This is a genomic window from Litoreibacter arenae DSM 19593 (genome assembly GCF_000442275.2).
Lineage (GTDB): Bacteria > Pseudomonadota > Alphaproteobacteria > Rhodobacterales > Rhodobacteraceae > Litoreibacter > Litoreibacter arenae.
Map to the genome: position 1 here is coordinate 1,099,555 of NZ_KE557306.1, position 26,087 is coordinate 1,125,641.

Annotated in this window: 26 protein-coding genes, 4 tRNA genes and 1 pseudogene; 8 read left to right on the forward strand and 23 right to left on the reverse strand. The window is 59.3% G+C overall.

The features are described from left to right. Window positions 1-3: 3 nt before the first annotated feature. The 4 genes from THALAR_RS05460 to THALAR_RS05475 all read right to left on the reverse strand — a co-directional run bounded on the left by THALAR_RS05460 (window position 4) and on the right by THALAR_RS05475 (window position 2,104). A complete protein-coding gene (locus tag THALAR_RS05460; protein ID WP_021100503.1) occupies window positions 4-462 on the reverse strand; it encodes a DnaJ-like cysteine-rich domain-containing protein in 459 nt (152 codons plus the stop codon). 108 nt (window positions 463-570) lie between these two features. Further along, a complete protein-coding gene (rpsI, locus tag THALAR_RS05465; RefSeq protein WP_021100504.1) occupies window positions 571-1,065 on the reverse strand; it encodes a 30S ribosomal protein S9 in 495 nt (164 codons plus the stop codon). A 2-nt stretch (window positions 1,066-1,067) separates the two neighbouring features. Beyond that, window positions 1,068-1,529 (reverse strand): 50S ribosomal protein L13, encoded by a 462-nt coding sequence (gene rplM, locus THALAR_RS05470; protein WP_021100505.1) that lies wholly within the window; start codon window positions 1,527-1,529, stop codon window positions 1,068-1,070. Window positions 1,530-1,678: 149 nt separating this feature from the next. Then, window positions 1,679-2,104, reverse strand: coding sequence for a PaaI family thioesterase (locus THALAR_RS05475; protein WP_021100506.1), 426 nt, complete (start codon window positions 2,102-2,104; stop codon window positions 1,679-1,681). Between the two features lie 68 nt (window positions 2,105-2,172). Here THALAR_RS05475 and THALAR_RS05480 point away from each other — a divergent pair, with 68 nt between their 5' ends. Beyond that, window positions 2,173-2,958, forward strand: a complete 786-nt coding sequence (locus tag THALAR_RS05480) for an enoyl-CoA hydratase (RefSeq protein ID WP_021100507.1) — start codon at window positions 2,173-2,175, stop codon at window positions 2,956-2,958. On the opposite strand, the gene THALAR_RS05485 is transcribed toward THALAR_RS05480, so the two are convergent. The 6 genes and pseudogenes from THALAR_RS05485 to THALAR_RS05510 form a co-directional block, all read right to left on the reverse strand. Beyond that, the gene (locus THALAR_RS05485) at window positions 2,955-3,914 is read right to left on the reverse strand and encodes a DUF3179 domain-containing protein (protein WP_021100508.1); all 960 of its coding nucleotides are present in this window, start codon (window positions 3,912-3,914) and stop codon (window positions 2,955-2,957) included. The genes THALAR_RS05480 and THALAR_RS05485 overlap by 4 nt on opposite strands. A 75-nt stretch (window positions 3,915-3,989) precedes the next feature. Continuing rightward, a complete protein-coding gene (locus tag THALAR_RS05490; protein WP_021100509.1) occupies window positions 3,990-4,538 on the reverse strand; it encodes a peptidylprolyl isomerase in 549 nt (182 codons plus the stop codon). Window positions 4,539-4,593: 55 nt separating this feature from the next. Beyond that, window positions 4,594-5,097: pseudogene (locus THALAR_RS05495) on the reverse strand (peptidyl-prolyl cis-trans isomerase); the annotation flags it as partial. Between the two features lie 88 nt (window positions 5,098-5,185). Further along, window positions 5,186-5,677 (reverse strand): pantetheine-phosphate adenylyltransferase, encoded by a 492-nt coding sequence (coaD, locus tag THALAR_RS05500; protein WP_021100511.1) that lies wholly within the window; start codon window positions 5,675-5,677, stop codon window positions 5,186-5,188. 76 nt (window positions 5,678-5,753) lie between these two features. After that, window positions 5,754-6,188, reverse strand: a complete 435-nt coding sequence (locus THALAR_RS05505) for a CBS domain-containing protein (protein WP_021100512.1) — start codon at window positions 6,186-6,188, stop codon at window positions 5,754-5,756. Between the two features lie 69 nt (window positions 6,189-6,257). Continuing rightward, a complete protein-coding gene (locus THALAR_RS05510; protein ID WP_021100513.1) occupies window positions 6,258-7,157 on the reverse strand; it encodes a LysR family transcriptional regulator in 900 nt (299 codons plus the stop codon). 98 nt (window positions 7,158-7,255) lie between these two features. On the opposite strand from THALAR_RS05510, the gene THALAR_RS05515 reads away from it, so the two are divergent. After that, a complete protein-coding gene (locus THALAR_RS05515) occupies window positions 7,256-8,755 on the forward strand; it encodes a CoA-acylating methylmalonate-semialdehyde dehydrogenase (protein WP_021100514.1) in 1,500 nt (499 codons plus the stop codon). 72 nt (window positions 8,756-8,827) lie between these two features. Here the strand turns inward: THALAR_RS05515 and THALAR_RS05520 are convergent, their stop codons facing one another. After that, entirely contained in the window at window positions 8,828-9,511 is a 684-nt protein-coding gene (locus THALAR_RS05520) for a VPLPA-CTERM sorting domain-containing protein (protein ID WP_021100515.1), read from the reverse strand. 188 nt (window positions 9,512-9,699) lie between these two features. Between THALAR_RS05520 and THALAR_RS05525 the strand changes: the two genes are divergently transcribed. The 3 genes from THALAR_RS05525 to mmsB are packed head-to-tail and all read left to right on the forward strand — an operon-like array spanning window position 9,700 to window position 12,736. Then, window positions 9,700-10,839: an acyl-CoA dehydrogenase family protein gene (locus tag THALAR_RS05525; protein ID WP_021100516.1), complete on the forward strand. Its 1,140-nt coding sequence runs from the start codon at window positions 9,700-9,702 to the stop codon at window positions 10,837-10,839. Beyond that, window positions 10,836-11,867 (forward strand): 3-hydroxyisobutyryl-CoA hydrolase, encoded by a 1,032-nt coding sequence (locus THALAR_RS05530; protein ID WP_021100517.1) that lies wholly within the window; start codon window positions 10,836-10,838, stop codon window positions 11,865-11,867. The genes THALAR_RS05525 and THALAR_RS05530 overlap by 4 nt, the downstream gene beginning before the upstream one ends. Next, window positions 11,864-12,736 carry a 3-hydroxyisobutyrate dehydrogenase gene (gene mmsB / locus THALAR_RS05535; RefSeq protein WP_021100518.1) on the forward strand — a complete coding sequence of 291 codons (873 nt, stop codon included), beginning with the start codon at window positions 11,864-11,866 and terminating at the stop codon, window positions 12,734-12,736. The genes THALAR_RS05530 and mmsB overlap by 4 nt, the downstream gene beginning before the upstream one ends. Window positions 12,737-12,861: 125 nt before the next feature. On the opposite strand, the gene THALAR_RS05540 is transcribed toward mmsB, so the two are convergent. From THALAR_RS05540 to THALAR_RS05570, 7 genes are all read right to left on the reverse strand, one after another. Continuing rightward, window positions 12,862-12,938, reverse strand: a tRNA-Asp gene (locus THALAR_RS05540). Between the two features lie 34 nt (window positions 12,939-12,972). Further along, a tRNA-Asp gene (locus tag THALAR_RS05545) sits at window positions 12,973-13,049 on the reverse strand. A gap of 189 nt (window positions 13,050-13,238) precedes the next feature. Then, window positions 13,239-13,314 (reverse strand) — tRNA-Val (locus THALAR_RS05550). A 77-nt stretch (window positions 13,315-13,391) separates the two neighbouring features. After that, complete coding sequence (locus tag THALAR_RS05555; protein WP_021100519.1) at window positions 13,392-13,970, reverse strand: histidine phosphatase family protein; 579 nt, start codon at window positions 13,968-13,970, stop codon at window positions 13,392-13,394. Between the two features lie 59 nt (window positions 13,971-14,029). After that, window positions 14,030-14,104, reverse strand: a tRNA-Val gene (locus THALAR_RS05560). A gap of 19 nt (window positions 14,105-14,123) precedes the next feature. Further along, window positions 14,124-14,552: an HU family DNA-binding protein gene (locus THALAR_RS05565; RefSeq protein WP_040817272.1), complete on the reverse strand. Its 429-nt coding sequence runs from the start codon at window positions 14,550-14,552 to the stop codon at window positions 14,124-14,126. A gap of 99 nt (window positions 14,553-14,651) precedes the next feature. After that, a complete protein-coding gene (locus THALAR_RS05570) occupies window positions 14,652-15,842 on the reverse strand; it encodes a class I SAM-dependent methyltransferase (protein ID WP_021100521.1) in 1,191 nt (396 codons plus the stop codon). 143 nt (window positions 15,843-15,985) lie between these two features. On the opposite strand from THALAR_RS05570, the gene dddP reads away from it, so the two are divergent. The 3 genes from dddP (at window position 15,986) to THALAR_RS05585 (ending at window position 19,042) form a co-directional block, all read left to right on the forward strand. Next, a complete protein-coding gene (gene dddP / locus THALAR_RS05575; RefSeq protein WP_021100522.1) occupies window positions 15,986-17,326 on the forward strand; it encodes a dimethylsulfonioproprionate lyase DddP in 1,341 nt (446 codons plus the stop codon). A 99-nt stretch (window positions 17,327-17,425) separates the two neighbouring features. Next, complete coding sequence (locus THALAR_RS05580; protein ID WP_021100523.1) at window positions 17,426-18,640, forward strand: bifunctional alpha/beta hydrolase/OsmC family protein; 1,215 nt, start codon at window positions 17,426-17,428, stop codon at window positions 18,638-18,640. Between the two features lie 75 nt (window positions 18,641-18,715). Further along, window positions 18,716-19,042, forward strand: coding sequence for a hypothetical protein (locus THALAR_RS05585; protein ID WP_021100524.1), 327 nt, complete (start codon window positions 18,716-18,718; stop codon window positions 19,040-19,042). 32 nt (window positions 19,043-19,074) lie between these two features. Here THALAR_RS05585 and uvrA read toward each other — a convergent pair whose 3' ends face one another. From uvrA to THALAR_RS05610, 5 genes are all read right to left on the reverse strand, one after another. Continuing rightward, the gene (uvrA, locus tag THALAR_RS05590; protein WP_021100525.1) at window positions 19,075-21,957 is read right to left on the reverse strand and encodes an excinuclease ABC subunit UvrA; all 2,883 of its coding nucleotides are present in this window, start codon (window positions 21,955-21,957) and stop codon (window positions 19,075-19,077) included. An 88-nt stretch (window positions 21,958-22,045) separates the two neighbouring features. Further along, window positions 22,046-23,182, reverse strand: coding sequence for an MFS transporter (locus THALAR_RS05595; protein WP_169788516.1), 1,137 nt, complete (start codon window positions 23,180-23,182; stop codon window positions 22,046-22,048). A gap of 117 nt (window positions 23,183-23,299) precedes the next feature. Further along, complete coding sequence (gene lpdA / locus THALAR_RS05600) at window positions 23,300-24,697, reverse strand: dihydrolipoyl dehydrogenase (protein ID WP_021100527.1); 1,398 nt, start codon at window positions 24,695-24,697, stop codon at window positions 23,300-23,302. Between the two features lie 98 nt (window positions 24,698-24,795). Continuing rightward, entirely contained in the window at window positions 24,796-25,494 is a 699-nt protein-coding gene (locus THALAR_RS05605; protein WP_154666746.1) for an SGNH/GDSL hydrolase family protein, read from the reverse strand. A 13-nt stretch (window positions 25,495-25,507) separates the two neighbouring features. After that, window positions 25,508-26,086: a DUF924 family protein gene (locus THALAR_RS05610; protein WP_021100529.1), complete on the reverse strand. Its 579-nt coding sequence runs from the start codon at window positions 26,084-26,086 to the stop codon at window positions 25,508-25,510. Between the last annotated feature and the right edge of the window lies 1 nt (window position 26,087).

Below are 26,087 nucleotides of genomic sequence, written 5' to 3' on the forward strand. Positions count from 1 at the left end.
CGATCACTTAATTACGTGACGTCGAACCCGACCAGTCCCAAAGCAATTGTCGCAATAGGTGTCACCATGGACACCCATATATCGGCCACGCCCGTTACATGCACCGCATTCCCGCGTGCGCTCATCGCTCTTGCCGGACGGACCATCGTCAAAATACCCCATCCGCATTTTCGCAAGTTTGGTTTTCCACGCCTGCTCCTCCTCGCGAATGCGCCGTTGTCCTTCAAGATGGTGACTTAAAACCTTATTCTTGCGCAGGACGAAGTCCACCTTAGATTCGCCCGGTATTCGCTCCATATCGTCGATGGGATTTCTGGGAACAGCACTTTGGCGAGGTGCCGGTTCCTGCTTGGACTGCGCTGCAGCCCGTTCTTCTTCGATTTGCTTTTGCTTGGCGTTGATATAGCCGCGAGCAGCGGCTTTCAACAATTCCGCCCATAATGGGGACTTGGCAGCTGCCATTGGTACTCTCCAAAATTAATACTCATAATTTTGGGATCATAGCACATTTTCGCCAAAAAACGAAAAAGGCCGCCCCGAAGGGCGGCCTATCGCAGCAATTTCTCAAGCTTAACGCTTGGAGAACTGGAAGCTCTTACGGGCTTTCGCCTTACCGTATTTCTTACGTTCCACAACGCGGCTGTCGCGGGTCAGGAAGCCTGCCGCTTTCAGCGCGCCACGCAAGGACGGATCGTAGAGTTGCAGCGCCTTGGAGATGCCGTGCTTGACCGCACCAGCCTGACCGGACAAGCCGCCGCCTTTGACCGTTGCGACAACGTCGAACTGGTCTTCGGTGCCGGACACGGTGAAAGGCTGGCGCAGGATCATTTGCAGAACGGGGCGTGCAAAATATGTGTTTTGCTCTTTGCCGTTCACGGTGACCTTGCCGGAGCCAGGCTTGATCCAGACGCGGGCGACCGCATCTTTACGTTTGCCGGTGGCATAGGAGCGGCCCAGATCGTCACGGACAGGCTCGCGGGAAATGGCTTCTGCTACGGCTTCGGCCGGCGCGACGCCTTCGGCGACGGTGTTCAACTCGTCGAGGGATTTGATTTCGTCAGCCATTGTTATGCGCTCCGGGTGTTTTTCTTGTTCATGGCTTTGACGTCCAGAACTTCGGGGGATTGAGCTTCATGCGGATGATCAGCCGACGCGTAGACACGCAGGTTGGTCATTTGCTGACGCGACAGAACGCCACCGGGAAGCATACGCTTCACAGCTTGGATCACAACGCGCTCGGGGTGCTTGCCCTCAAGAATCTCGGCGTTCGTGCGGGACTTGATGCCGCCCGGGTGGCCAGTGTGCCAGTAGTTCGGCTTCTCGCGTTTGTTGCCGGTCAGCTGGATTTTGTCAGCGTTGATGATGATTACGTTGTCGCCCATGTCCATGTGTGGAGTGAAGGACGGCTTGTGTTTGCCACGCAGGCGCATGGCGACGATAGACGCAAGACGGCCCAGAACAACGCCTTCGGCGTCGATCAGGATCCATTTCTTGTCGATATCGCTAGGAGTAGCGGTAAAGGTTTTCATGGGTGTTCCTCAAGAATTGCGGCCACGGGGCTGATGGCCCCTTGGGATGGAGGGGTTCTAACGGTTCTGGCAGCGCAGTCAACGGCAGAATAGATGATTTATCTGCGTAAATTCAATACGTTAAAAATACGGTATTAAAGTACCCCAATTTATTTTGCAGTTGGCGGGATCGAATACGTCAGCGCGGCGCGGGCGACGGGTTTGTCCGGCGCTGCCTCGGAATAGAGCCGCCCCTCGGTGACGGCCAGCGCGCGGCCCAACTTAAGCAATTCCATTCGGCAGATAAGCCGCCCCGGCGCCGGTTTGCGCATGAAGTCGATGGAGCAATTGGTGGTAACCGCCAAGGCGACGGGCCCCAACACAGACAGGATGCAGAAATAGGCACAGACATCGGCCAGCGCGAACATGGCGGGGCCGGACACCGTGCCGCCGGGCCGCAGGTGCTTGTCAGAGGCTGCCAAGGCCATGGTTACGAATGGCGGAGCGATCTCGACAAACTCGAAATCGTCAGCCACCTGCATGAAGTCCCGTTGCAGGAAGGCCTCCAACGCGGCCTTATCCATCTTCACTTCCATGCTTTCCCCCTGCCCCTCTTCGTCCTAGGCTTGCGGGTACCGGACCAGATCAGAAAGGGAATGACAAGATGGACGACGCGTTAGTTTTGCGCAATGACGACGGAGCGGTCGCGCGGCTTACACTGAACAACCCGGCCAAGCTGAACGCCCTGTCCGACGCGATGCTGGCGGCGCTGCACAGCGCGCTGGATGAAGTGGCAGGCGATCCAAACATTCGCGTGGTTATTCTGGATGGTGCTGGCAAGGTCTTCTGCGCAGGTCATGATCTGAAGGAAATGCAAGCGGCACGGAACGGTAAGGATGGCGGGCGCGCCGCTTGGCTTCATCTGTTCGAGCGCTGTTCGGCTGTCATGGCCCGCATTCAAAGCCTGCCGCAACCCGTCATTGCCCAGGCCCACGGCATAGCGACGGCAGCCGGGTGCCAATTGGTTGCGACCTGCGATCTGGCCGTTGCGGCGGAGGGGACCAAGTTCGGGGTGAACGGGGTGAATATCGGGCTGTTCTGCTCGACGCCGATGGTGGCACTCAGCCGCAACATACACCGCAAGCAGGCCTTCGAGATGCTGACCACGGGCGAGTTCATCGACGCCTATCGTGCGCGGGAATTGGGGCTGGTCAACCGCGTGGCGAAAAGCGATCTGGCGGCGGAAACGCTGGAGTTTGCACACACCATCGCCGCAAAACTGGGTTCAGCGGTGCGCATCGGCAAGCAGGCGTTCTACGAGCAAGCACAGATGCCAGTTGCGGAGGCTTATGCCTATACCGGCGAGGTGATGGCCGTGAATATGGCGCTTGAAGACACCGATGAAGGCATCACCGCGTTTCTGGAAAAGCGCAAACCAAGCTGGGGCTAGTGCCAACGTCCATTCGGGTAGAACGCATGAAACGCAAAGGCGAACATCACGTCATGCACGATGTCGCGCCCCTGCCCGTCGCGCACCCGAACGCTGCCGACGCTGCGTCCGTCATTGATGGTGCGACTATCCAGTGCCGAGGCTTGCTCGCCCTGCCATGACAACTCTACCCCGTGTTCGCGGATCATCTTTTCGCGGCGCAATCGCTCCATCGGCCATGCACGATTACCGACGCGGATCACACGGGCCATGGGGTCTATACCGTTTGGCGGCAAGGCGCCGTCATAGAGGAACGGCCGCGTAGAGCTGTCATAGTTCACGTAAGGGTTCGCGCCGTAGTTGAAGTTCCGGCGCGGCGCGTTCAGGACCAGACCGTCGGGATTTCGCGCCTTGAAGGCCGCCCAGCTTTCCATCCAACTGGGGATCTGTTTGAGCTTGCGCCCAGCCAAATCGCCGACGATCGCCTCCCCCACCGCCTGCTGCCACCAGCTTTCCGTTTGGCGGTCATACATGACCATGTCGGAGTTGCGCAGATTGCCGGAGACGCCGAAACTCAGAGTGCGCCCGGCGACGCGGCGATCGAAGGTGACGCCGGAATTGCACAACGGGCAAAATGTAACGGCGACGGGAATGCCGCCGATGACGTCATTCACGATCTCATGGACCATAAAATAGCGGATCGGATAGGCACGCGGCTTCTGGCCGTTGATCTCCACCGTCAGAACCGGCTCGCGGTCGCCTATTCGGCGCTCGTCGGCAGCTTTCAGGAACGACGGCGAGTCCACTGCAGGAATGCCGTCCTTGCCTGGACCACCGGAGCGGATTTCGGACAGATCAACTGTGGTTTTCGAAAAGTCGGTATCCGGCCAGCCTTGCGTGAGCCGCGCAGTTTGTGCTGACGCACCACTCGCTAAGGCAACGAACAACGCGGCGAAGATCAAAAAGAAACGGGCCATGCTGGCTCCTCCCAAAGCAGCATGGCCCGTTATTCGCGCCTGTCATAGTCCCGCTCACGCGGGGTTGATGGCGCGTTAGTCGGTGACGCGGACGTCTTTCATCACGTCCGGCGCGCCCAACACTGATCCGTTAGGACCGGTGCCGCGCTTGATCTGGTCGACGACATCCATACCGGAAGTGACATTGCCCACAACCGTATATTGCCCGTTCAGGAACGAGCCTTCGTCGAACATGATGAAAAACTGGCTATTGGCCGAGTTCGGGTTCTGGCTGCGGGCCATGCCGACTACGCCGCGGTTGAAGTTGATCTTCGAGAACTCCGCCGGAATATCCGGGCGGCTGGAGCCACCACGCCCTGCGCCACTGGTGTCGCCACCGGCCTTGCCGAATTCCACATCGCCGGTTTGCGCCATGAAGCCGTCGATGACGCGGTGAAATACCACGCCGTCATATGCGCCCTCCGACGCCAGTGCCGTAATCTGCTCAACATGCTTGGGTGCCACATCTTCGAGCAGGTCGATCACCACGGTGCCATTGGCCTCGCCCTCAATGTCAATCTCCAGTCCCGTCGCAAGCGCGGGGCTTGCCAACAGACAGGCAACAATCGCTAAGGATTTATTCACCGCCGTCACCCCCGTCAGCGTCGCCGCCTGCGTCGGCAGGCCCGTCCGCCGCGTTCGCGTCGGCGGCAACCGTGACCGAGATCATGCGGTCCGGGTTCATCGGCGGCTCGCCACGCTGGATCGCATCGACATGTTCCATGCCGGAAATGACGCGACCGTAGACAGTGTATTGGCCGTTCAGGAAACTGTTGTCGGAGAAATTGATGAAGAACTGGCTGTTGGCCGAGTTCGGGTTTGCCGACCGCGCCGCGCCGATGGTGCCACGGTCATGGGGCAGCTTGGAAAACTCGGCGGGCAAATCAGGCATGTCGGAGCCGCCGGTGCCCGCCATGCGGATGTTGAAGTCCTTTTCCATGTTGCCGTTGGCAACGTCGCCGGTCTGCGCCATGAAGCCGTCGATCACCCGGTGAAACGCCACGTTGTTATAAGCCCCCGAGCGGGCCAGTTCTTTCATGCGGGCCGTGTGCTGAGGGGCCACGTCGGGCAGAAGCTCGATCGTTACGGTGCCGCCGGACAGCTCCATAAGGATGGTGTTTTCGGGATCTTTGATATCGGCCATGTAGGGCGCTCCTGAGCGTGTTGATTTGGGCGCCAAACTAGACCAGTGACAGGTGGTGTAAACCCCTGTCCCGCAAGCGCGCGGCCTTCTAGCCCAAGCGATCTATCAAGGCGGCCTTTACAGATGGCGTGACGAAAGTCGACACATCCCCGCCCAGACGCGCGATCTCTTTGACGAGTTTCGAGGCGATGGCCTGATGCTCCGCCTCGGCCATGAGAAACACCGTCTCGATACTGTCATCCATCGCCCGGTTCATGCCGACCATCTGGTATTCATACTCGAAATCGGCGACCGCGCGCAGGCCCCTGATAATGACCGAGGCCCCCACGTCGCGGGCGCAATGGATCAGCAGGTTCTCGAAGGGATGCGCGACGATCTCGCAGCCGGTTTCGCGGCTGATTTTGGCGCATTCCGCCTCGATCATGTCAGTGCGTTCTTCCAACGTGAACAACGGCCCTTTGTCGCGGTTGATGGCGACGCCAATGACCAGGCGATCCACCAAAGAGCACGCGCGACGGATGATATCGGCATGGCCCAGTGTGATCGGGTCGAATGTACCGGGATAGAGTCCAATGCGCATGGGGCGGGCTTTCTTTTGTTTGACGCAGACCTACGCAACAATATTGCGTGCAGGAATGCAAGAAGATAGCCGCGCGTCAGTGCCCCATGATCATCCCTTCCAGCGCGTCCTTCTCCATCGCCAACTCGCTCAAACGGGCCTTCACGACATCGCCCAAGGTAATCAGCCCGATCATTTCGCCGTTCTCGACGACGGGCATGTGGCGGAAGCGGCCTTCGGTCATGGTCGCAAGAATGTTGTCTGCGCGATCGCTCGACACGCAAGTTACCAGCTTACTGGTCATCATGCTCTCGACCGTCTCCGACAGGCAGACCGACCCGCGCTGGCCAATTTCGCGCACGATGTCGCGCTCGGACAGAATTCCAAGGGCTGTTTTGTTGTCCGACGATACGACCACAGAGCCGATTTTTCGATCCGACAGTATCTTGGCGGCATCTGATACCGCGGCACCCGGCGCGATAGTCACGACCCCATCATCCGCTTTCTGCTTCAAAATGTTGCTTACCAGCATGCTCGTGTCTCCTGTACGCGAAAATAGAGTGATCGATGACTCCACTGTCGTCCCAAGGTCGGGTTTACGTCAAGTGCGACCTTCAAGACGTGCCATTTCGTGCCGCACTCTTGTGCCCAATTCCTGTGCAAACAAGCGCAGTCGCGAGATATTGTGATCGTCGGCGTGACGAACGAGATAGAAGCTGCGCTTGAGAGAGAACTCCGTTGCCAAGACTCGCGTCAGCTCTGGCGCGAACGGCAGCGCAAAATCATGCCCGATAACAAGCCCCGCCCCAATCCGCGCCCAGTTGAGTTGCACGGATACCGAGTTGGAGGCGAAACTCGTGCGCGGGCCGCCGATTTCCGACAGATAGTCCAATTCTGCGTCGAAGATCAGGTCGGCGATGTAGCCTATAATCGGGTGTTTTTCGAGGTCGGCCAATGTGTCGAGCGGCGGGGACTTTTCCAGGTAGGCGCGGCTTGCCATGAGGTGCAGATGGTAGTCTGTCAATTTCTGGCTGGTCAGCCTGCCCGCCGTGGGTGGCGAGACGGTGATCGCCATATCGGCCTCCCGTTTCGACAAGTTGAAGACGCGCGGTAGCGCGACGATCTGCACCTCCAGCCCGGGATGATCCTCGCAGATGGCGGCGCAGACCTGTGGCAACAGGTAATTCGCGCACCCGTCCGGCGCTCCGACACGGATCTGGCCGGTCATCTCCTCGCCGCCGCCAGTGGCGTCGTCCTGAGCGCTGAGAATGGCGGATTCCACCGCTTCCGCCCGCGCGACCAGCCGTGCGCCGGCCTGAGTCAGCGCGTAGCCCTGAGGCGATTTCATAAACAGGGTCACCTCCAGCGCCTGTTCGAGCCGCGAGATGCGGCGCCCGACAGTCGCGGGATCTAGGCGCAGTGCCTTGCCCGCTCGGGACAGACTCTCGGAACGCGAGACTGCCAGAAAAACCCTGAGATCGTCCCATTTTGGTTCAGCCATGTGGGTCCTTACATTTTTGCAAAATGATTTTGGGAAACTGGCCCTTTTTCATGCAGAAATGCAAGAGTAAGCTGCGCGGGACATTGAAGGAGGATTCCATGCAAGAGCTTACCCACTACATCGACGGCGCCCATGTAAAAGGCACATCCGGCCGCTTTGCGGACGTTTTCAACCCTGCCACCGGCGAGGTTCAGGCCAAGGTGCCGTTGGCCTCGAAGGACGAAATGGACAAAGCCGTGCAGATCGCGGCCAAGGCCCAGCCCGCTTGGGCAGCCGTCAACCCGCAGCGCCGCGCGCGGGTAATGATGAAGTTCGTGGACCTGTTGAACCGCGACATGGACAAGCTGGCAGAGGCCCTGTCCCGCGAACACGGCAAGACCCTGCCCGACGCCGCTGGCGACGTGCAGCGCGGTCTGGAAGTGGTGGAATACTGCATCGGTGCACCACAACTGCTAAAGGGTGACTTCACCGACAGCGCGGGGCCCGGCATCGACATGTATTCGATGAAGCAGGCGCTTGGTGTGACAGCTGGCATCACGCCGTTCAACTTCCCCGCCATGATCCCGATGTGGATGTTTGCCCCCGCAATCGTCTGCGGCAACGCCTTCATCCTGAAGCCGTCCGAGCGTGACCCGTCCGTGCCGCTGATGCTGGCCGAACTGATGGAAGAAGCAGGCCTGCCGAAAGGCATCCTGCAAGTGGTGAACGGTGACAAGGAAGCCGTCGACGCCATTCTGGAACATGACGTGATCCAGTCCGTGGGCTTCGTGGGTTCCACGCCGATTGCGGAATATATCTACGGCAAGGGCTGCTCTCACGGGAAGCGCGTGCAGTGTTTCGGCGGCGCGAAGAACCACATGATCATCATGCCGGACGCGGATATGACCCAAGCCGCTGATGCGTTGGTCGGCGCAGGTTACGGTGCTGCTGGCGAACGCTGCATGGCGATCTCGGTCGCTGTTGCTGTTGGCGACGACACTGCTGACCGGTTGCTCGAAAAGCTGGTGCCGAAAGTCGAAGCGCTGAAAGTCGGCCCCTACACCTCCGGCAATGATGTGGATTACGGCCCCGTCGTCACCGCCGCCGCCAAGGCCAATATCGAACGGCTCGTGCAAACGGGCATCGACCAAGGGGCCAAGCTGGCCGTCGACGGCCGCGGCTTCAAGTTGCAAGGCTATGAGGACGGCTTCTTCGTCGGCCCTCACCTGTTCGACAACGTCACCACCGATATGGACATCTACAAGACCGAGATCTTCGGCCCGGTTCTGTCGACCGTTCGCGCGGAAAACTACGAAGACGCACTGAAAATCGCCATGGATCATGAATATGGCAACGGGACCGCGATCTTCACACGTGACGGCGACACCGCGCGAGACTTTGCCAACCGGATCAATATCGGCATGGTCGGCATCAACGTCCCGATCCCGGTTCCGCTGGCCTATCACACCTTCGGCGGTTGGAAGAAATCGATGTTTGGCGACCTGAACCAGCATGGCCCCGACGCGTTCAAGTTCTACACGCGTACCAAGACCGTGACCTCGCGCTGGCCATCGGGCCTGAAAGAGGGCGGCGAGTTCTCCATCCCCGTGATGGAATAAGCCAACCAGAACAAACGAAAACGCGCGGGGAGCAATCCTCGCGCGTTCTTTTGAATTCAGCTGTGAAGCGTATCAGGTCTTTCGTGACCACTTCCGGGTGGCGGTCAGAATTCCAATGGCGGTCAGCATCAAAGCGCCACCGGCAGGCAATGGAACCGGGCTGGGCTGCCCATCCGTCCCGTCCAGAACGCTGACTTCAACGCTTCGGATCATGAACGACGAGAAGTTGTCGGATGCGCCAATTGCGAAGAGCGAGGAGGTTTCCGTGTCGAGCACCGCGTTTTGGAACACTTGATTCGTGCCCTCATAATACAGAACTCCGCCGTCACCTACGAAGAGGTCGAAGTCGCTGCCACCGTTGAAGTCGCCGAACACGATCCGCTCGATCGAAACATCTGTCTGGTTGAAGTCGAACTGGACAACCTCGTTATACCAGCCGTCCACGCGTGGGTCGTCGTAGTTGAACCAACCCTGCCATCCTTGCGCCACGTATAGCCCGTAGCCGTCCCGACGGGAAACGTCGATATCACTATGGGTTGCAAGTGGATCACCGACGGAGCCGGGTGTCGAATACCCGTGTGCAGACACGTCGAGATCAAGCCCGCCCTGCTGGAAAGACAGCGATGTGCTGCGTTCATACGTTCCGGGGCTGTCGGGGGATGTGGTGAAGTCGAAATCAACCGTTCGCGCTGCCGCAGAAAATCCGACTGAAATGGACGCGACGGCGATCAAACCAAAGTTAAACAAGCGTGACATCGTTACTCCGAAACTGACTAAACACGAATCTGATAACAGGAAGTCGTCTGAATTCCAAGTCTGGAGGCAGAAATCACTACTTTTAACGAGGTCACCGGAATTCATTCTGTGCCAAGACTATTGCTTGCCCCAGCGTCCAGTTGCCATTAATTTAATCCTTGTTCAATTCTTGGGAGGAGCACGGCAAGATGGATTTTGGTTTAACCGAGGAACAGACGGCCATCTTCGACATGGCCCGCGCTTTCGGCGAGGAATACGTAGCCCCCCACGCCCTGCAATGGGAAAAAGACGAAAACATCCCTAAGGACTTGTGGCCCAAACTGGCGGAACTGGGGTTTGGCGGGCTCTATGTTTCGGAGGAGGCGGGCGGCTCCGGCCTGTCCCGTCTGGATGCGACACTGGTGTTCGAGGCGCTGTCCATGGCCTGCCCCTCCGTTGCGGCTTTCCTGTCGATCCACAACATGTGCGCCGCGATGATTGACAAGAACGGCTCCGACGCGCTCAAGGCGAAATACCTCGAAAAAGCGCTGAGCATGGAGACGTTCTTTTCCTACTGCCTGACCGAGCCCGGCTCCGGCTCCGACGCCGCCGCACTGAAAACCCGCGCCGAGCGTACAAATGAAGGTTTCGCGCTCACTGGCACCAAAGCATTCATTTCGGGCGGTGGATATTCCGATGCTTATATTGTCATGGCGCGCACCGGCGATGCCGGCCCGAAAGGCATCTCGGCCCTGATCGTCGACGATGGCACTGACGGGCTGTCGTTCGGCGGGCTTGAGGACAAGATGGGCTGGCGCGCGCAGCCAACGCGTCAGGTGCAACTGGACGATTGCAAGGTATCGGCCGACAACCTGCTTGGCGAAGAGGGCAAAGGCTTCACCTACGCCATGCAGGGGCTGAACGGTGGCCGCCTGAACATTGCCGCCTGCTCGCTTGGTGCCGCGCAATCTGCGCTGGACAAAACACTGGCTTACATGGCCGAACGGCAAGCCTTCGGTAAACCCATCGACCAATTCCAGGCCCTGCAATTCCGCCTGGCGGATATGGAGATCGAGTTGCAAGCCGCCCGCGTATTCCTGCGCCAGGCCGCGTGGAAGCTCGACAACGGTGCGCCGGATGCGGTGCAGCACTGCGCCATGGCCAAGAAGTTCGTGACCGAGGCAGGCTCACACATCGTCGATGGCTGCCTGCAACTACATGGCGGCTACGGGTATCTCGCTGATTACGGCATCGAGAAACTGGCCCGAGACCTGCGGGTCCACCAGATCCTTGAGGGCACAAACGAGATCATGCGCATGATCGTCGCCCGCCAGATGATCGCGGCATGAGCGACATCTTCATCCGGATCGAAGGCCGCGCGGGTCGCATCACCTTGCAGCGCCCCGAAGCGCTGAACGCACTGACCTATGATATGGTGCTGGCAATCGAGGCCGCTCTGGACGACTGGCGGGACGCGGATATCGACCTCGTTCTGCTCGACGCCGAAGGCGACCGCGCCTTCTGCTCCGGTGGCGACATCGCGGATATGTACAAGTCGGGGAAAGAGGGCAACCTCGACTATGGCCGCCAGTTCTGGCGCGACGAATACCGCCTCAACGCCAAGATATTCGAGTATCCCAAGCCGATGGTCAGCTTCCTTCAAGGCTTCACGATGGGCGGAGGCGTCGGCATAGGCTGCCACGGCTCGCTGCGCATCGTGGGCGACAGCAGCCAGATCGCCATGCCGGAATGCGGCATCGGACTGGTGCCGGATGTGGGCGGCTCTCTGATGCTGGCCTTAGCCCCGGGACGGCTGGGAGAGTATCTGGGCCTGACTGCGACGCGCATGGGACCTGCGGATGCGATATACGCGGGCTTTGCCGACGCCTACGCGCCGGAGGATAACTGGCCTACCCTCAAAGCCTCGATGATCGAAAGCGGCACGCTGCCGACGCTCGACCACGCCCCACCCGAAGGCGAGTTGCAAGCATTGCAACCCCGGATCGACAGACATTTCGCAGGCGCGACGCTGGGCGATATCACACGCTCGTTGAAAACCGATGACAGCGCGTTCGCCGGAAACGCCCTGAAAGCGCTGAGCCGAAACGCACCCCTCGCCATGGCCTGCACCATGACCATCGTACGCAGGCTGCGGTCGGCCAACTCGATCCGGCAGGCGCTGGATCAGGAGTTCCGCTACACATATCGCGCGGTCGCCCAAGGCGATTTCATCGAAGGCATCCGCGCCGCGATCATCGACCGGGATCGCGCCCCCAAATGGGCTCATGACGGACCGGAAGCGGTCACTGAAATTGAGGTAAGCAACATGCTCAGACCGCTTGGGGATGACGCACTGAACTGGAAGGATATGCCATGAAGATCGGATTTATCGGGCTTGGGAATATGGGCGGACCGATGGCCGCCAACCTCGCCAAAGCGGGTCACGAGGTTACCGGCTTTGACATCGCCAACACCCCGCCGGAGGGCGTCGCGACCGCCGCCTCCTCAATAGAGGCTGCGACTGACATGGACGTGGTTATCACCATGTTGCCCAACGGGGAGATCCTGCGCAGCGTCGCAGACGAGGTCATCCCAGCCATGCGTTCGGGCGCGACTTTGCTCGACTGCTCCACGGTGGATGTGGACAGCGCCCGCGCCGTGGCCGACAAGGCGCAGTCGGCGGGGCTTATGGCCGTAGATGCACCGGTCTCCGGCGGCATCGGCGGCGCGAGCGCAGGCACACTGACGTTTATGGCAGGTGGCAGCGACGAGGCTTTTGCAGCCGTGTCTCCGCTCTTCGACATCATGGGCCAGAAAGCCGTGCATTGCGGCCCGTCCGGCAACGGGCAGGCCGCGAAGATCTGCAACAACATGATTTTGGGCGTCACGATGATCGCCACCTGCGAGGCGTTCGCGCTGGCCGATAAGCTCGGCCTGGACCGCCAAAAGATGTTCGATGTGGTGTCCACCTCTTCAGGCTATTCTTGGTCGATGAACGCCTATTGCCCCGCCCCCGGTGTCGGGCCGCAAAGCCCTGCCGATAACGACTACAAGCCAGGCTTCGCCGCCGATTTGATGCTCAAGGATCTGCGCCTGAGCCAGCAAGCCGCCGAAGCCTTGGACGCCGACACCCCGATGGGCGCCCGCGCAACGGAACTCTACTCGCAATTCGTCGAACACGAGGACGGCGCCGGCCGCGACTTCTCGGCGATGCTGCCGCGCTTTGTCTCCCGCAGGCGCAGCTAGCCCATCATTGCTTCAAAAATACCTCGGGGAGCGCGAGGGGCTGGCCCCTCGCCCACCGCGACGCGCAAAGCGCGGCGCAAAACATCACGGGCCGAAGGCTCCGTTTTCTTAGCTAAATGAAGGAGTGGCGCGGTTGACGGGGCTCGAACCCGCGACCCCCGGCGTGACAGGCCGGTACTCTAACCAACTGAGCTACAACCGCGCATCAGCCTGTTTGGGTTCCAAAAGTGCAGCGGTGGCGCGGTTGACGGGGCTCGAACCCGCGACCCCCGGCGTGACAGGCCGGTACTCTAACCAACTGAGCTACAACCGCCCGCTGCACGCCTGAACCCTCAGGCGTGGGGGTGGTATTATGGCCCCGCACCAGACTCGTCAAGCGGCGATACAGCCTGTCTCAATGTTTTTCGACAATTCTGACAAATGACTTCCGCGATCGCGACAATGGGCAGCCTCTAGCCACGTATCCGGCTTGTATTGGCGTCTGCACTGCAAGTTGGGGAAATGGTGGGTCGTGAGAGGCTCGAACTCCCGACATCTTCGGTGTAAACGAAGCGCTCTACCAACTGAGCTAACGACCCGACTGGCGATCAATTACCGGAAAGCGGGGCTGTACTGCAACCCCCAAAACAGACCCTGTGTGTATCGCTCGGGAAATTTATTCCAGCTGCGTCTGATCCCCGTCCTTCAAGTGGAAGACAACCCCCTGCCCTCCGGGCAAATCCGCCATGGCTTCCGTCGGCAGGCCAAGTGCCACGGTGCGAAGCATGCGGGATGTTATTCCATGGGTGATGAGGATGGCAGGGCCCGACAAGGTCGCAAGAAAAGTCTCGCACCGCTGGCGTAACGCAACAAAACCCTCGCCACCTTCGGCCTGCTCGTAGAGCGCCAGAGGTCCATCTACCGTCATTTTCAGATCACCCTTGATTTCAAGGTCGCGACGCAAGCGCCCCTGCCACGCGCCTGCATCAATTTCACAAAGCGCTGCGTCGGTCCGGATCATCGCAGCCCGTGCGGCGAAGATTTCGACAGCGGTATGCACCGCGCGTGTCTGTGGGCTTGAAATGATGTCGACACCGTCCAGATCAACGCCGTCCAATACGCGCCGTTGTGCCTGCGCTTGCGCGATCCCCTTCGTCGTCAGGGGTGAATGCAGTCGCCCCTGCATACGCCCCTCGACATTCCATTCCGTCTCGCCATGGCGCAGGACATAAAGGTCTGGAAATCTCGCCAACATCGCCCCCCCTCAGAAACGAAAGGCGCGCCCTACACGATGATCGCGGGGCGCGCCGAAACTGGTGGGTGATAAGAGATTTGAACTCCTGACATCTTCGATGTGAACGAAGCGCTCTACCACTGAGCTAATCACCCGTTGGCGGGCGGTTTAGCGCTACTCCGCCGCCTCTGCAAGTGGGTCTTTGGGCTCGGCCGGTTTGGGGTCCTTGAGCTTCGCGCGCAGCACGACCAGCTTGCCGTTTGGCGTGTCCTTGGTGCGGGCGATCTTGATCTTGCCCAAAGGGGCCAGCGACAAATTGTTGCCTTCGCGCAGTGCACCAGCCAAAGCCTCCATCGTCGCCTCCAGCGCACGCCGCGCGTCGCCTTTTTTCATGCCGCTATTGGCGACCATGCGGGCGACTATTTCCTTTTTGGTCAATTCCGGCGCATCAACTGCGGGCTTGTCACCTTTTTGCGCCCCCTTGGTGGAGATAACAGACGCCTTCGGCGCAGTCTTTGCCGCGGCCTTGGGCGTGGTGCTTGCCGCGCGCGTCGTGGACCGTTTGGTCTTCTTCGTGCCAGTGGTCTTTGGTGTCGTTGCCATGAGAATGCTCGGTCCCGCAAATGAGTTCTTTCGCGAGTTTTACCAAGTCTGAGTGGTCAATTCCACATGATTGTTTCCGAAGAGGAATTAGTGTGCGCTTTAAACCAGCAGGCGCGAATAGACCAAGAGACCGAATTGCTCCAACGCGCGGGAGATCTTGGGCCAGATCGCCGCCCAGGCCAAGGCGTCCAGCCCTGCCCCCTTGCGCAACGCCGCAATATCCCTTCTTCCGTCAATACCGGCCAGAATTGAAGCAGACGCCTTGGGCAATTCGACGCTGTGGCGTATCCCGTTCAGAGTGACAGGAATGCGGCCTTTCGCGGCAACCGCTTGTGCAAGCGCCGCCGCCCCGACCCCCTTGAGATGCGGCACCGCGCGGTCGGTCTGCCCCGCTCGCGCACAGGCAGCACCGGCGGGCTTGGCGTAGACGACATGAGTTTTGATCGTCCCGTCGAGCTTTTCGGCAAGCGCCATAGCCGCGATATCGTCAAGCCCGTCGGGACGCGGCGTGAACCGGTCCAGCTGGTAAAGATAGGGCTGCGGAACGCCCGCAAGCTGCAACCCTGATGCGGCCAGAGACGCGGCCAACTGCTCGATTGTATAGGGCCGGTCCTGCGAGTGGAGCAGCAGGTCATAAAACCCCGCGTCGCTTTGCTTGTGATCCACCAGATGGGTGTTGCGTTTGAAAGGATGAGACTCCGGCAGCTTCTCGAACACAGCCTTGGCCTGCGTTAATTGCTCTTTGGGTGTCAGCCCTTTCGTCAATTGGCCGAAGGCTTCTTGCAACGGGTAGACCCCCGAGCGGCCATACGGCGCATAGACCATAAGGCCCAGTCCGCCATCAGGGGCCAAGGCTTTCGCAAGTGCGTCAAAGCCTTCTTGAGGATCGGGCAGGTGATGAAGCACGCCGCAGCAGTCTATGTAGTCAAAAGGCCCGTAGTTCGCGGCGTCCAGCAAGCTTCCGGTGATAAAGGTGATGCCACTCAAACCCCGTACCTTTGCCCGTGCTTCCGCAATCTCGCGCGAAGCGGACGACAGGTCGATATAGGTGATTTCATATTTCTTTCCGGCACTTGTCAGCACTTGTGCAAGCTGAACAAGTGCGTCGCCGGTACCACCCCCTGCGACCAGAATGCGGGTTGTGCCGGACCAGTCCCGCAGGCCACCGAACAGATGGTGGTCCAACTCAAGCGGATGCGACGGCGAGCCTGTGATCAGGCGCTTAAGCTCGTCTTTGGGGTCGCGTTCCGGATACGGAAAGGCCTCGTACTGGGTTTTCACGTCGCTCATTGTTCCGGCTCTTTCTGGCAGCTCGGTTTGGATAGTTAGCTGCATATCGTCTTTAAGCACCCGAAATCGACATTATCCATGCCGTTTTCAAAACAGCCCTCCCGAAGACAGCCGCTCAGACTGATGGGAACAGGGAGGCAACCATGAACACGCATTACCGCGATACGCGAAAGATTGATCCGACCAAAGGCACGCATCTTGGGGATGGCAGCCCCAACGACAATGACCGCGTGGAAATCGGCCCCACGGTGCTGTCCTACGAGGAATGGGAAAACGCCGGACTCAGCCTTCCCAACCTTGAGCGCATGCGCGAGTATCGCTGGAAACGTCTGACGCAGCATATCGTGGACCGTGACCTTGGTGGCTTGCTGATGTTCGACCCGCTCAACATCCGCTATGCGACCGACAGCACCAACATGCAGTTGTGGAACACCCACAACCCGTTTCGCGCGGTGCTTCTGTGCGCCGATGGCTACATGGTCATTTGGGACTACAAGAACTCCCCGTTTTTGTCCAAGTTCAACCCGCTGGTGCGCGAGCAGCGCTCCGGCGCGTCTATGTTCTACTTTTCCAACGGCGACATGGTGCAGCAAGCGGCGTCCGGCTTCACCGCCGAAGTCGAGGATTTGATGCGCGAACACGGCGGCAACAAGCGCATCGCCGTCGACAAAATCATGGTGGCGGGCTTACGGGCGCTGGAGGCCCGTGGCTTCGAGGTCCACGAGGGTGAAGAAGTGACGGAGCACGCACGCTCGGTCAAAGGGCCGGACGAGATTTTGGCCATGCGGGCCTCATGCCATTCCTGCGAAGCGGCAATGTATGTCATGGAGGACTACGCCCGCGAATTCGGCCCAACAGGAACGGTCTCCGAGGACGATGTGTGGGCCATACTACACGCCGAAAACATCAAGCGTGGCGGAGAATGGATCGAGACACGACTTCTGGCATCGGGCCCACGCACGAACCCCTGGTTTCAGGAATGCGGCCCGCGGCGCCTCAAAAACAACGAAATACTGGCGTTCGATACCGACCTCGTTGGCCCGTATGGCATCTGCTGTGACATCTCGCGGACGTGGTGGATTGGCGACCAGAAACCCCGCGCCGATATGATCGAGGCGATGAAACACTCGGTCGAGCACATTCAAACGAATATGGAGATGCTCAAACCCGGCGTGTCGATCAACGAATTGTCGGCCAACACCCATGTGCTGCACGACAAATATCAGGCGCAGAAATACGGCTGCCTGATGCACGGCGTAGGATTGTGCGATGAGTGGCCGATGGTGGCCTATCCCGACAAGCATGTGGACGGGGCCTTCGATCACGAACTGAAGGCAGGCATGACCATTTGCGTCGAAGCCTTGGTCGGAGAGGTCGGAGGCGATTTTTCGATCAAGCTCGAAGATCAGGTGCTGATCACGGAGGATGGCTACGAAAACCTCACAAAATATCCATTTGATCCGGCGCTGATGGGTCAAACCTGACACAACCGCTCACCTTGCCGTGACAATTGCGGCGCGGACCTTGTTTGCGCGGCCCCCGGTGGTCATTCCTTGAGGACAGTATTCGATTAGGAGCCTGCCATGGGTATGGAGCGCATCACGTTCACGGGACATTCCGGGGCCGCCTTGGCCGCAAGACTGGATATGCCGGACGGCCCGCATCTGGCGACAGCACTGTTTGCGCACTGCTTCACCTGTTCCAAGGACGTCCCCGCCTCCAAGCGGATCGCGGCCCGGCTGGCTGCGATGGGGATTGCTGTGCTGCGGTTCGACTTCACCGGCTTGGGACATTCCGAGGGTGAATTCGAGAACACGACCTTCAGTTCCAACGTCGATGATCTGATCCTCGCCGCCAAGCATCTTGATAGCCTCGATATGGCCCCCACCCTGCTGATCGGTCACTCTCTGGGCGGCGCAGCAATCCTGAAGGCCGCACCCCGGATTGCATCGGCGAAAGCCGTCGTCACCATCGGCGCTCCGTTTGATCCCAAGCATGTTACCCATAACTTCGCAGACGCGCTTGACACAATCGAAGCTGAAGGCGCGGGCGAGGTTCAGCTTGGCGGGCGTGGCGTGCGGATCGGGCGCGACTTCGTCGAAGACGTCGCCGCCGAAAACCTGGCGGAAGCGATCTCGACCATGCGCAAGTCGCTGCTGGTCCTGCACGCTCCGCTTGACAGCGTCGTCGGCATTGAGAACGCCACCCAGATATTCATACACGCCAAGCATCCGAAAAGCTTCATTACCCTTTGCGGCGCCGATCACCTGATCAGCCGACCAGAAGATGCGGAATACGCGGCAGACGTGATCAGCGCCTGGGCCTCGAAATATCTGGACCTTCGTCCTCCCGCGCCCCCAGTTGGCGCACCCGAAGGCGTGGTGCGGGTGGCGGAGGCAGACCCCGACGGATTCTTGCAAGACATCAATGCCGGCCCGTTGCACCACATCTACGCGGACGAGCCGCTGGCCTATGGCGGCACCAACAAAGGCATGTCACCCTACGGGCTTCTGGCCTCCGGCCTTGGGGCCTGCACCTCCATGACCATTCGCATGTATGCTCGGCGAAAGAAGTGGCCCCTCACGCGCGTCTGGGTCGATGTGACCCACGACGCTATGCATGCTCAAGACGCAGGCGGGCCTTCCAAGATTGACCAATTCAGCCGTGAAATCCATTTGGAGGGTGACTTGGACGACACCCAACGCGCACGGCTATTGGAGATCGCCGACAAATGCCCCGTGCATAAAACGCTGGAAAGCGGGGCAAAGATCAAGACGGTGTTGGCGAAGAATGGCTGACGCATGAAATTCTCGCCCGACTGAAGCGAACAGGTGTTAAATCAAACAACACCCGTGAAAGAAGGACCTGGACCTATGTTTCTGAGATCTTTGACGACAGCGCTTGCTTTGCTGACCGCGTCGGCAGGCGTGGCCGATGCGGGTCCGAAAGGGTGTCCTCCGGGCTTGGCTAAGAAGGACAACGGCTGCCTGCCGCCGGGTCAGGCGAAGAAGTCCAGAGGGTATCACTACAAGGTCGGAGACTATGTAAACCGCGACTATGTCGTCATTCGCGACCGAGGCGCATATGGTATGCCCCCGTTGAACGACGGCGACGCCTATATCCGCGTCGGTGATAACATTTTACGCGTGGACCGGGAAACGCGGCTGGTTCTGGATCTGGTCAGGATCCTCACCAACTAAACGCTCTCAGGTCAAAAGGCAGTGAGACGTCTCTATTCGGCAGCGACCTTCTTATCTGTCTTTTCGGGCAACGGTTTCTTCGCCTGCAACATCGGCTTGAGGTAGTGGCCGGTGTAGGAGCCGTCCACTTCCGCCACCTTCTCCGGTGTTCCGGTGGCGACCACTTGGCCGCCGCCATCACCGCCCTCGGGGCCAATGTCGATGATCCAATCGGCGGTTTTGACTACATCAAGGTTGTGTTCGATCACTATGACCGTGTTGCCTTGGTCAACCAGCTCGTGCAGCACTTCGAGCAGCTTCTTGACGTCCTCGAAATGCAGGCCGGTGGTTGGCTCGTCCAGAATATAGAGCGTGCGGCCCGTGGAGCGTTTGGCCAGTTCTTTCGACAACTTCACCCGTTGCGCCTCGCCGCCTGACAGCGTCGTGGCTTGTTGGCCTACCTTGATATAACCAAGCCCCACCCGCACAAGCGCATCCATCTTCTCGCGGATCGACGGGACAGCCTTGAAGAACTCCTGTGCGTCCTCCACGGTCATTCCAAGCACGTCGGCGATGGATTTGCCCTTGAACTTCACCTCCAACGTCTCGCGGTTGTAGCGTGCGCCCTTGCAGGTTTCGCATTCTACATAGACATCGGGCAGGAAGTGCATCTCGATCTTGATAACGCCATCACCCTGACAGGCTTCGCAGCGCCCGCCTTTGACGTTGAAGCTGAAGCGGCCGGGCTTGTAGCCGCGCGCTTTGGCTTCCGGTAGACCCGCGAACCAGTCGCGGATCGGGGTGAACGCCCCCGTGTAGGTTGCAGGGTTCGAGCGCGGCGTGCGCCCAATCGGGCGTTGGTCGATGTCGATCACCTTGTCGAGATGTTCCAAGCCTTTGATGGTCTCGCAAGGCGCAGGCGTCTGCCGCGCTCCGTTGAGGGTCATAGAGGCGGTTTTGAACAACGTCTCGATAGTCAGCGTCGACTTGCCCCCACCGGAAACCCCCGTGACGCAGACGAACTTGCCCAGCGGGAAATCAACCGTCACGTCTTGCAAGTTGTTGCCCGAGGCCTTCACCACGGTCAGCTTCTTCTTGTTGCCTTTACGGCGGTCAGGGTTGAACGGAATCTCACGTTTGCCGGTCAGATAATCGCCGGTGATCGAGCCGCTGGCAGCAACCTCTGCCGGCGTGCCATGCGCCACAACTTCGCCGCCATGCACACCCGCCCCCGGACCGATGTCGAAGACATAATCCGCCTCGCGAATGGCCTCTTCGTCATGCTCCACGACGATCACAGTATTGCCCTGATCGCGCAGGTTTTTCAGAGTGGCCAACAGGCGGTCATTGTCACGCTGGTGCAAACCGATGGACGGCTCGTCGAGCACATAAAGTACCCCTGTCAGCCCCGACCCGATCTGCGACGCCAGCCGGATGCGCTGGCTTTCACCGCCAGACAAAGTACCAGCGTTGCGCGACAGGGTAAGGTACTCAAGACCCACGTTGTTGAGGAACCCAAGCCGCTCGCAAATTTCTTTCAGGATAGCACGTGCGATCTCGTTTTTCTGATTAGTCAGCGACGCAGGCACGCTTTCGCACCAGTCAAACGCTTCCTTTATCGACATCTCGACCACCTGGCCCACATGCAGCCCAGCGATCTTCACCGCCAAGGCTTCGGCCCGCAAACGGTAGCCGTCGCAGACACCGCATTTGCGGTTGTTCTGGTAACGTTCAAACTCTTCGCGAATCCAGCTGCTGTCCGTTTCGCGGTAGCGGCGTTCCATGTTGGGGATGACGCCTTCAAAACTGCGCGTCACCTGATAGACGCGACCGCCCTCGTCATAACGAAACGGGATTTCATCCTCGCCGGAGCCGTAGAGGAAGACCTGTTGGACATGCGCATCGAGGTTCTTCCAAGCCGTGTTTTTGTCAAACTCGTAATGCTTGGCGATGGCTTCGATGGTTTGCAGGAAGTACGGGCTCTTGCCCTTGCGCCACGGGGCCAAGGCCCCGTCATAGAGCTTCAGCGTCTGGTCAGGCACCACAAGACGTTCGTCAAAGAACAGCTCGACGCCAAGACCGTCACATTCGGGGCAGGCCCCGAAAGGCGCGTTGAACGAGAACAGGCGTGGCTCGATCTCGGGAATCGTGAAACCTGAAACCGGACAGGCAAATTTTTCCGAGAACGTGATCCGTTCCGGCTCGCCCTCTTTGGGCGCGGTTTCCAGAATGGCGATACCGTCGGCGAGGTCGAGCGCCGTGCGAAGCGAATCCGCCAGCCGGGTCTCCAGCCCTTCGCGCACCACGATGCGGTCCACGACCACGTCGATGTCGTGGCGGAATTTCTTGTCCAGGGTCGGCGCGTCCTCCAACTCGTAGAACTCGCCGTTGACCTTGACGCGTTGGAAACCCTGCTTGGCCAACTCCATGAATTCCTTGCGGTATTCACCTTTTCGGTCACGGATGATCGGGGCCAGCAAATAACCGCGCGTCCCCTCCTCCATCGCCATGATGCGGTCGACCATGTCCTGCACCTGCTGCGCCTCGATGGGCTTGCCGGTGGCGGGGGAATACGGCGTGCCAACACGTGCGAACAGCAAGCGCATATAGTCGTAGATTTCGGTGACCGTGCCGACTGTCGAGCGCGGATTCTTCGATGTGGTCTTTTGCTCGATGGAAATCGCAGGCGACAGACCGGAGATGTGATCCACATCAGGCTTTTGCATCATATCAAGGAACTGGCGCGCATAGGCAGACAACGACTCCACATAGCGGCGCTGTCCCTCGGCATATATCGTATCAAACGCCAGCGAGGATTTTCCCGACCCCGACAAGCCAGTGATCACCACCAATTGGTCGCGCGGAATGTCCACGTCGATGTTCTTCAGATTATGTTCGCGCGCGCCGCGCACTTCGATTTTCTTAAGCTCGGCCATGGTCCACCCGGATACGTTTCGCCACACATAAGGCGTCTGGGGCGAGGTTCCAACGGGTTATCAGAACATTAACGGAACATCTACCGATTTATTTAATTCTGGCGCGCAAGAGCGCAGTCAATACGATGCCAAGAATGCAAATCATCGACATCAACAGACAAACGCCGCCCAAGCCTGCTTGATCGAAAACGAGCACGAATATCGGGGTGCCGGTCGTCGTGCCCACATTTCCCAACTGCGCGATGCCGCCAGTGGCCCGCGCACGATCCGTGGCGTCATAGTTGAAGTGAGGGATCGCCGCAAACGAGGCAGCGGGGATCAGTGCCATGACGAAGAACAAGACGAATAATGGCCAGATGGCAGGGCTTGCGAAGTAGACGATGGCACTTGCTACGATGGTCATGACAAAACCCGCAATTACCAGCCGGTCGGGTGCGAGGCGTTTGCCGAGGAAGCCTCCGAGCAAGGTGCCGACGATACTGATCAACGGCAAGGCGGTGATAACCCAAACCGGCAGCGCCAGCGCGACCGGAAGCACGGCAAGCAGCGCGATATAGAGGCTGGTGTACCAGACAAAGCCGCCGCCCGGGATCAACAGACGCGGCGTCGTGTAGATGATGCGATGCTCCGCCCAATATGAAACAGGGACCGGGCGGGAAATGCGTCCCTTGGGAAGTAACGGGAACAATAAGGCGGCCATTACCAGCATACCGCCGCCATGCGCCAGAAAGACCGCTTTCAGCCCGCCCATCGACAGGAGCCACGGCAAAAGCGCAGCGGTGATCGCGATGGAGATGCCGAAAAAGGTGGCCCAGATGCCCATGACCACAGGGCGATCCTTGTCCGACGCAATACTCGCCATAAGTGTCGGCACGGCCACAACGATGGCGAGATGCGAAACTCCCTCGGCGGCGCGAAGCAATGCGAAGACCGAAATGTGGGGCAGTGTCGCTTCGATCAACGACAGCAAACCGCCTGCCACCAAGGCCCCTGTCAACGCCCGCGCGATCCCGACCCGTGCGACAACCGCCCCTGCCACAGCACCAAGCGCGATGCCGACCATGCCGACGATCGAAATCAAAACCGGCACCAATGCCCCGCCTTCCGGGTAGGCATCCCGCAAAAGCGGAAGGGTCAACGTCAGCTTGCCGAATTGCGCCGCAGCAAAAAGCCCTGCGACCAGCAGGGCAAAAACGAGGAGCCAGTTTGTTTTTTGAAGTGCCATGTCTGCCTTCTGCGCCTCAGAGCCGCCACGGTCAATGCGCATGAATGCACAATAGGGACGCCGTTGAGGCACCGCTCAACTATGCCGACAATGTTGATGCTTGGTTGGCCTGCGCGCTTAGAAGTGAATCGCGCGCCCGTAGGCGTCCAGAACGGATTCGTGCATCATTTCGGACAGCGTGGGATGCGGGAAAACCGTATTCATCAGGTCTTCCTCAGTCGTCTCCAGCGTGCGCCCTACAACATATCCCTGGATCAGTTCCGTCACCTCGGCACCGATCATATGCGCACCCAGCAACTCTCCGGTTTTCTCGTCGAAGACGGTTTTCACCATCCCCTCCGGCTCTCCAAGAGCGATGGCCTTGCCGTTGCCGATGAAGGGAAAGCGCCCGACTTTGATCTTGTAGCCAAGCTCTTTGGCTTTCGCCTCGGTGAAGCCGACAGACGCGACCTGCGGGTGGCAATAGGTGCAGCCCGCGATGCTTTCCGGTCGCACCGGATGCACGTCATTCTTGCCCGCGATCAGTTCGGCCACCATCACACCTTCATGCGAGGCCTTGTGCGCGAGCCAAGGTGCGCCAGCAATGTCACCAATCGCAAACAGCCCGTCGACGCCGGTGCGACAGTATTCGTCGACGACCACATGCGTGCGGTCGATCTTTACGCCAAGCTCTTCCAAGCCAAGGTTTTCGACATTGCCCACAATGCCAACGGCGGAAATCACCGTGTCGAACTCGAGCTTTTCGACCTTGCCCTTCGCCTCGATATGCGCGGTCACCTTGCCCTTGCCGCGGTCAAGCTGTTTGACCATCGTTTTCTCAAGGATCTTCATTCCCTGCTTCTCGAATTGCTTCTTCGCAAATTTCGAGATTTCCTCGTCCTCGACCGGCAATATCCGGTCCATGACTTCCACCACCGTGGTGTCACAACCCAGCGTGTTGTAGAAGCTGGCGAACTCGATCCCGATGGCGCCTGAACCGATCACCAGCAGTTTCTTGGGCATACGCTTGGGTGTCAGCGCGTGCTTGTACGTCCAGACCAAGTCGCCGTCCGCCTCCAAGCCGGGCAATTCGCGGGCGCGGGCACCGGTGGCCAGCACGATGTTCTTGGCGGTCAGCTCTTCCGTGCCCTTGTCGGTTTTTACCGACACCTTGCCCTTGGCGGGCAATGTCGCCTCGCCCATGATCGTGGTGATCTTGTTCTTCTTCATCAGATGCCCAATCCCGCTGGACAACTGCCCAGCCACGCCGCGCGAGCGCTTGACCACGGCGTCCAGATCGTAGCTGATCTTTTCCGCCTTCAATCCGAAATCCTTGGCGCGCTCCATCAAATGGAATACCTCGGACGAGCGCAACATGGCCTTGGTCGGGATGCAGCCCCAGTTCAGGCAGATGCCGCCCATATGCTCGCGTTCGACAATGACCACGTTCAGGCCAAGCTGCGCCGCCCGGATTGCTGCCACGTAGCCTCCCGGCCCCGCACCGATGACGATCAGATCGAAGGATTTAGCAGCCATGTCTATAACTCCCGCAAGCGCGTAAAATAGTTTAAAGCTAAATTAGTTTTTACCAGTTGGTAACGCAACGCGATATTTACCTCCCGCACTTTGGGGTCTCAGCGGCGCCGCGCCTCGAATTGTTCTAGCGCTTGCGCCAACAGCGCCCCTACCCGGCGCGTTCCCTTGCGGGAAAGGTGAAACCCGTCGAAGGCGAAATGGCTGCGGTTTTCGGGATTGATCGCGGGTCTGGTGCGCAAAAACTCCACATTGCGAAGCGACGCGGCAAGCCGTCGCTGACGTTCGCTCAATTGCAGGACAACCTGCTCGCAGCGCGAAAACAGGTTCGGCCGGACATTACCCTCGTAATAGGCGAGGAGCAGCACCCGCGGCCCGTCGCGGCGGATGCGGTCCACAAGGTCGGGCAGGATACCAGTTTTGGCATCCTTCGAGATCAGCCGGTCCAGCACCGCGTCACAACGCGTGCAGCCGCATTTTGCCAACAGGTCGTTTGCGCCCCCGTTGACGATCACCCAGTTCCAATTCCCTTTCGAGTATTGGGCGGGAATGACATCGCGCTCATTGTCCACATTGCCCGTCAGGTAAAGTTTGGCACCGGACTCCGCGCGGTTCTCGACATTCCGATTCAGGCGTTTTGCCAACACCTGTGGAATGGAAGCGCCCCTGAAGCTTTGCCACTCCAGCATGCTGTCACCAATCACCAGAATGTCGTCGCGAGGGTCGGCGACGGCGGGTGACAACGCGGCAAAAGACAGACACGCCGCCAACAAAGTCCGGCGAAAAGCTGAGAGTGTCACGCGGACAGGACTCCTAACCAGCGGCTTTAAGGGCTTGGACGGTCGTTCCGTAGCCCCCTTGCTCCATGTAGGTGCTTTCCGGCTGAGTCGTGCGGCGGTTGAGCGCCTCGTTGCGATACGGAAAACGCCCGAACTGGCGGATGACCTGTCTATGTGCTTTGGCATGAAGCAGGTTGTTCGCCCCCGTTTTCTCCATTCGGGTCAGGAACAGGCGAACGCAGCGCTCCTGATCGCTGACACTTTCGGAGTGCATCAGCGGAAGGTAGAAGAACTGGCGTGCCGGCTCGTCAATCTTAAGGTCCCAATCTTTGCTGATCGCGGTCTTGGCAACGGCGAGCGCCAACTTGTCCGACGCAAAGGCTTTCCCCGTGTCACGGAACATATTTCGCGGGAACTGGTCAGTGAGGATGATATAGGCCAACGCACCACTGGGATAGGTCATCCACATCGAAAGCCCACCCCCCATCGCACGCTCCCACAACGGCTCGAAACGCTCGCGGATTTTGGCGTCCAGCCCGCTCCCTCCGGTATACCAATCGGATGGTTTCAACTCGTCCAGCCAGAATGCAAGGACGTCCTCAGCTGTAGACATG

Bases quoted from the DNA above. Each gene is read 5' to 3' on its own strand.
- THALAR_RS05595 (WP_169788516.1), bottom strand. From the start codon at position 23,182: ATGGCACTTCAAAAAACAAACTGGCTCCTCGTTTTTGCCCTGCTGGTC.
- uvrA (WP_021100525.1), bottom strand. From the start codon at position 21,957: ATGGCCGAGCTTAAGAAAATCGAAGTGCGCGGCGCGCGCGAACATAAT.
- THALAR_RS05505 (WP_021100512.1), bottom strand. From the start codon at position 6,188: ATGCTGGTAAGCAACATTTTGAAGCAGAAAGCGGATGATGGGGTCGTG.
- THALAR_RS05485 (WP_021100508.1), bottom strand. From the start codon at position 3,914: ATGGCCCGTTTCTTTTTGATCTTCGCCGCGTTGTTCGTTGCCTTAGCG.
- mmsB (WP_021100518.1), top strand. From the start codon at position 11,864: ATGAAGATCGGATTTATCGGGCTTGGGAATATGGGCGGACCGATGGCC.
- THALAR_RS05480 (WP_021100507.1), top strand. From the start codon at position 2,173: ATGGACGACGCGTTAGTTTTGCGCAATGACGACGGAGCGGTCGCGCGG.
- THALAR_RS05565 (WP_040817272.1), bottom strand. From the start codon at position 14,552: ATGGCAACGACACCAAAGACCACTGGCACGAAGAAGACCAAACGGTCC.
- rplM (WP_021100505.1), bottom strand. From the start codon at position 1,529: ATGAAAACCTTTACCGCTACTCCTAGCGATATCGACAAGAAATGGATC.
- dddP (WP_021100522.1), top strand. From the start codon at position 15,986: ATGAACACGCATTACCGCGATACGCGAAAGATTGATCCGACCAAAGGC.
- THALAR_RS05515 (WP_021100514.1), top strand. From the start codon at position 7,256: ATGCAAGAGCTTACCCACTACATCGACGGCGCCCATGTAAAAGGCACA.
- THALAR_RS05520 (WP_021100515.1), bottom strand. From the start codon at position 9,511: ATGTCACGCTTGTTTAACTTTGGTTTGATCGCCGTCGCGTCCATTTCA.
- THALAR_RS05585 (WP_021100524.1), top strand. From the start codon at position 18,716: ATGTTTCTGAGATCTTTGACGACAGCGCTTGCTTTGCTGACCGCGTCG.
- THALAR_RS05610 (WP_021100529.1), bottom strand. From the start codon at position 26,086: ATGTCTACAGCTGAGGACGTCCTTGCATTCTGGCTGGACGAGTTGAAA.
- THALAR_RS05555 (WP_021100519.1), bottom strand. From the start codon at position 13,970: ATGTTGGCGAGATTTCCAGACCTTTATGTCCTGCGCCATGGCGAGACG.
- lpdA (WP_021100527.1), bottom strand. From the start codon at position 24,697: ATGGCTGCTAAATCCTTCGATCTGATCGTCATCGGTGCGGGGCCGGGA.
- THALAR_RS05580 (WP_021100523.1), top strand. From the start codon at position 17,426: ATGGGTATGGAGCGCATCACGTTCACGGGACATTCCGGGGCCGCCTTG.
- THALAR_RS05460 (WP_021100503.1), bottom strand. From the start codon at position 462: ATGGCAGCTGCCAAGTCCCCATTATGGGCGGAATTGTTGAAAGCCGCT.
- THALAR_RS05510 (WP_021100513.1), bottom strand. From the start codon at position 7,157: ATGGCTGAACCAAAATGGGACGATCTCAGGGTTTTTCTGGCAGTCTCG.
- rpsI (WP_021100504.1), bottom strand. From the start codon at position 1,065: ATGGCTGACGAAATCAAATCCCTCGACGAGTTGAACACCGTCGCCGAA.
- THALAR_RS05525 (WP_021100516.1), top strand. From the start codon at position 9,700: ATGGATTTTGGTTTAACCGAGGAACAGACGGCCATCTTCGACATGGCC.
- THALAR_RS05570 (WP_021100521.1), bottom strand. From the start codon at position 15,842: ATGAGCGACGTGAAAACCCAGTACGAGGCCTTTCCGTATCCGGAACGC.
- THALAR_RS05475 (WP_021100506.1), bottom strand. From the start codon at position 2,104: ATGGAAGTGAAGATGGATAAGGCCGCGTTGGAGGCCTTCCTGCAACGG.
- THALAR_RS05530 (WP_021100517.1), top strand. From the start codon at position 10,836: ATGAGCGACATCTTCATCCGGATCGAAGGCCGCGCGGGTCGCATCACC.
- coaD (WP_021100511.1), bottom strand. From the start codon at position 5,677: ATGCGCATTGGACTCTATCCCGGTACATTCGACCCGATCACACTGGGC.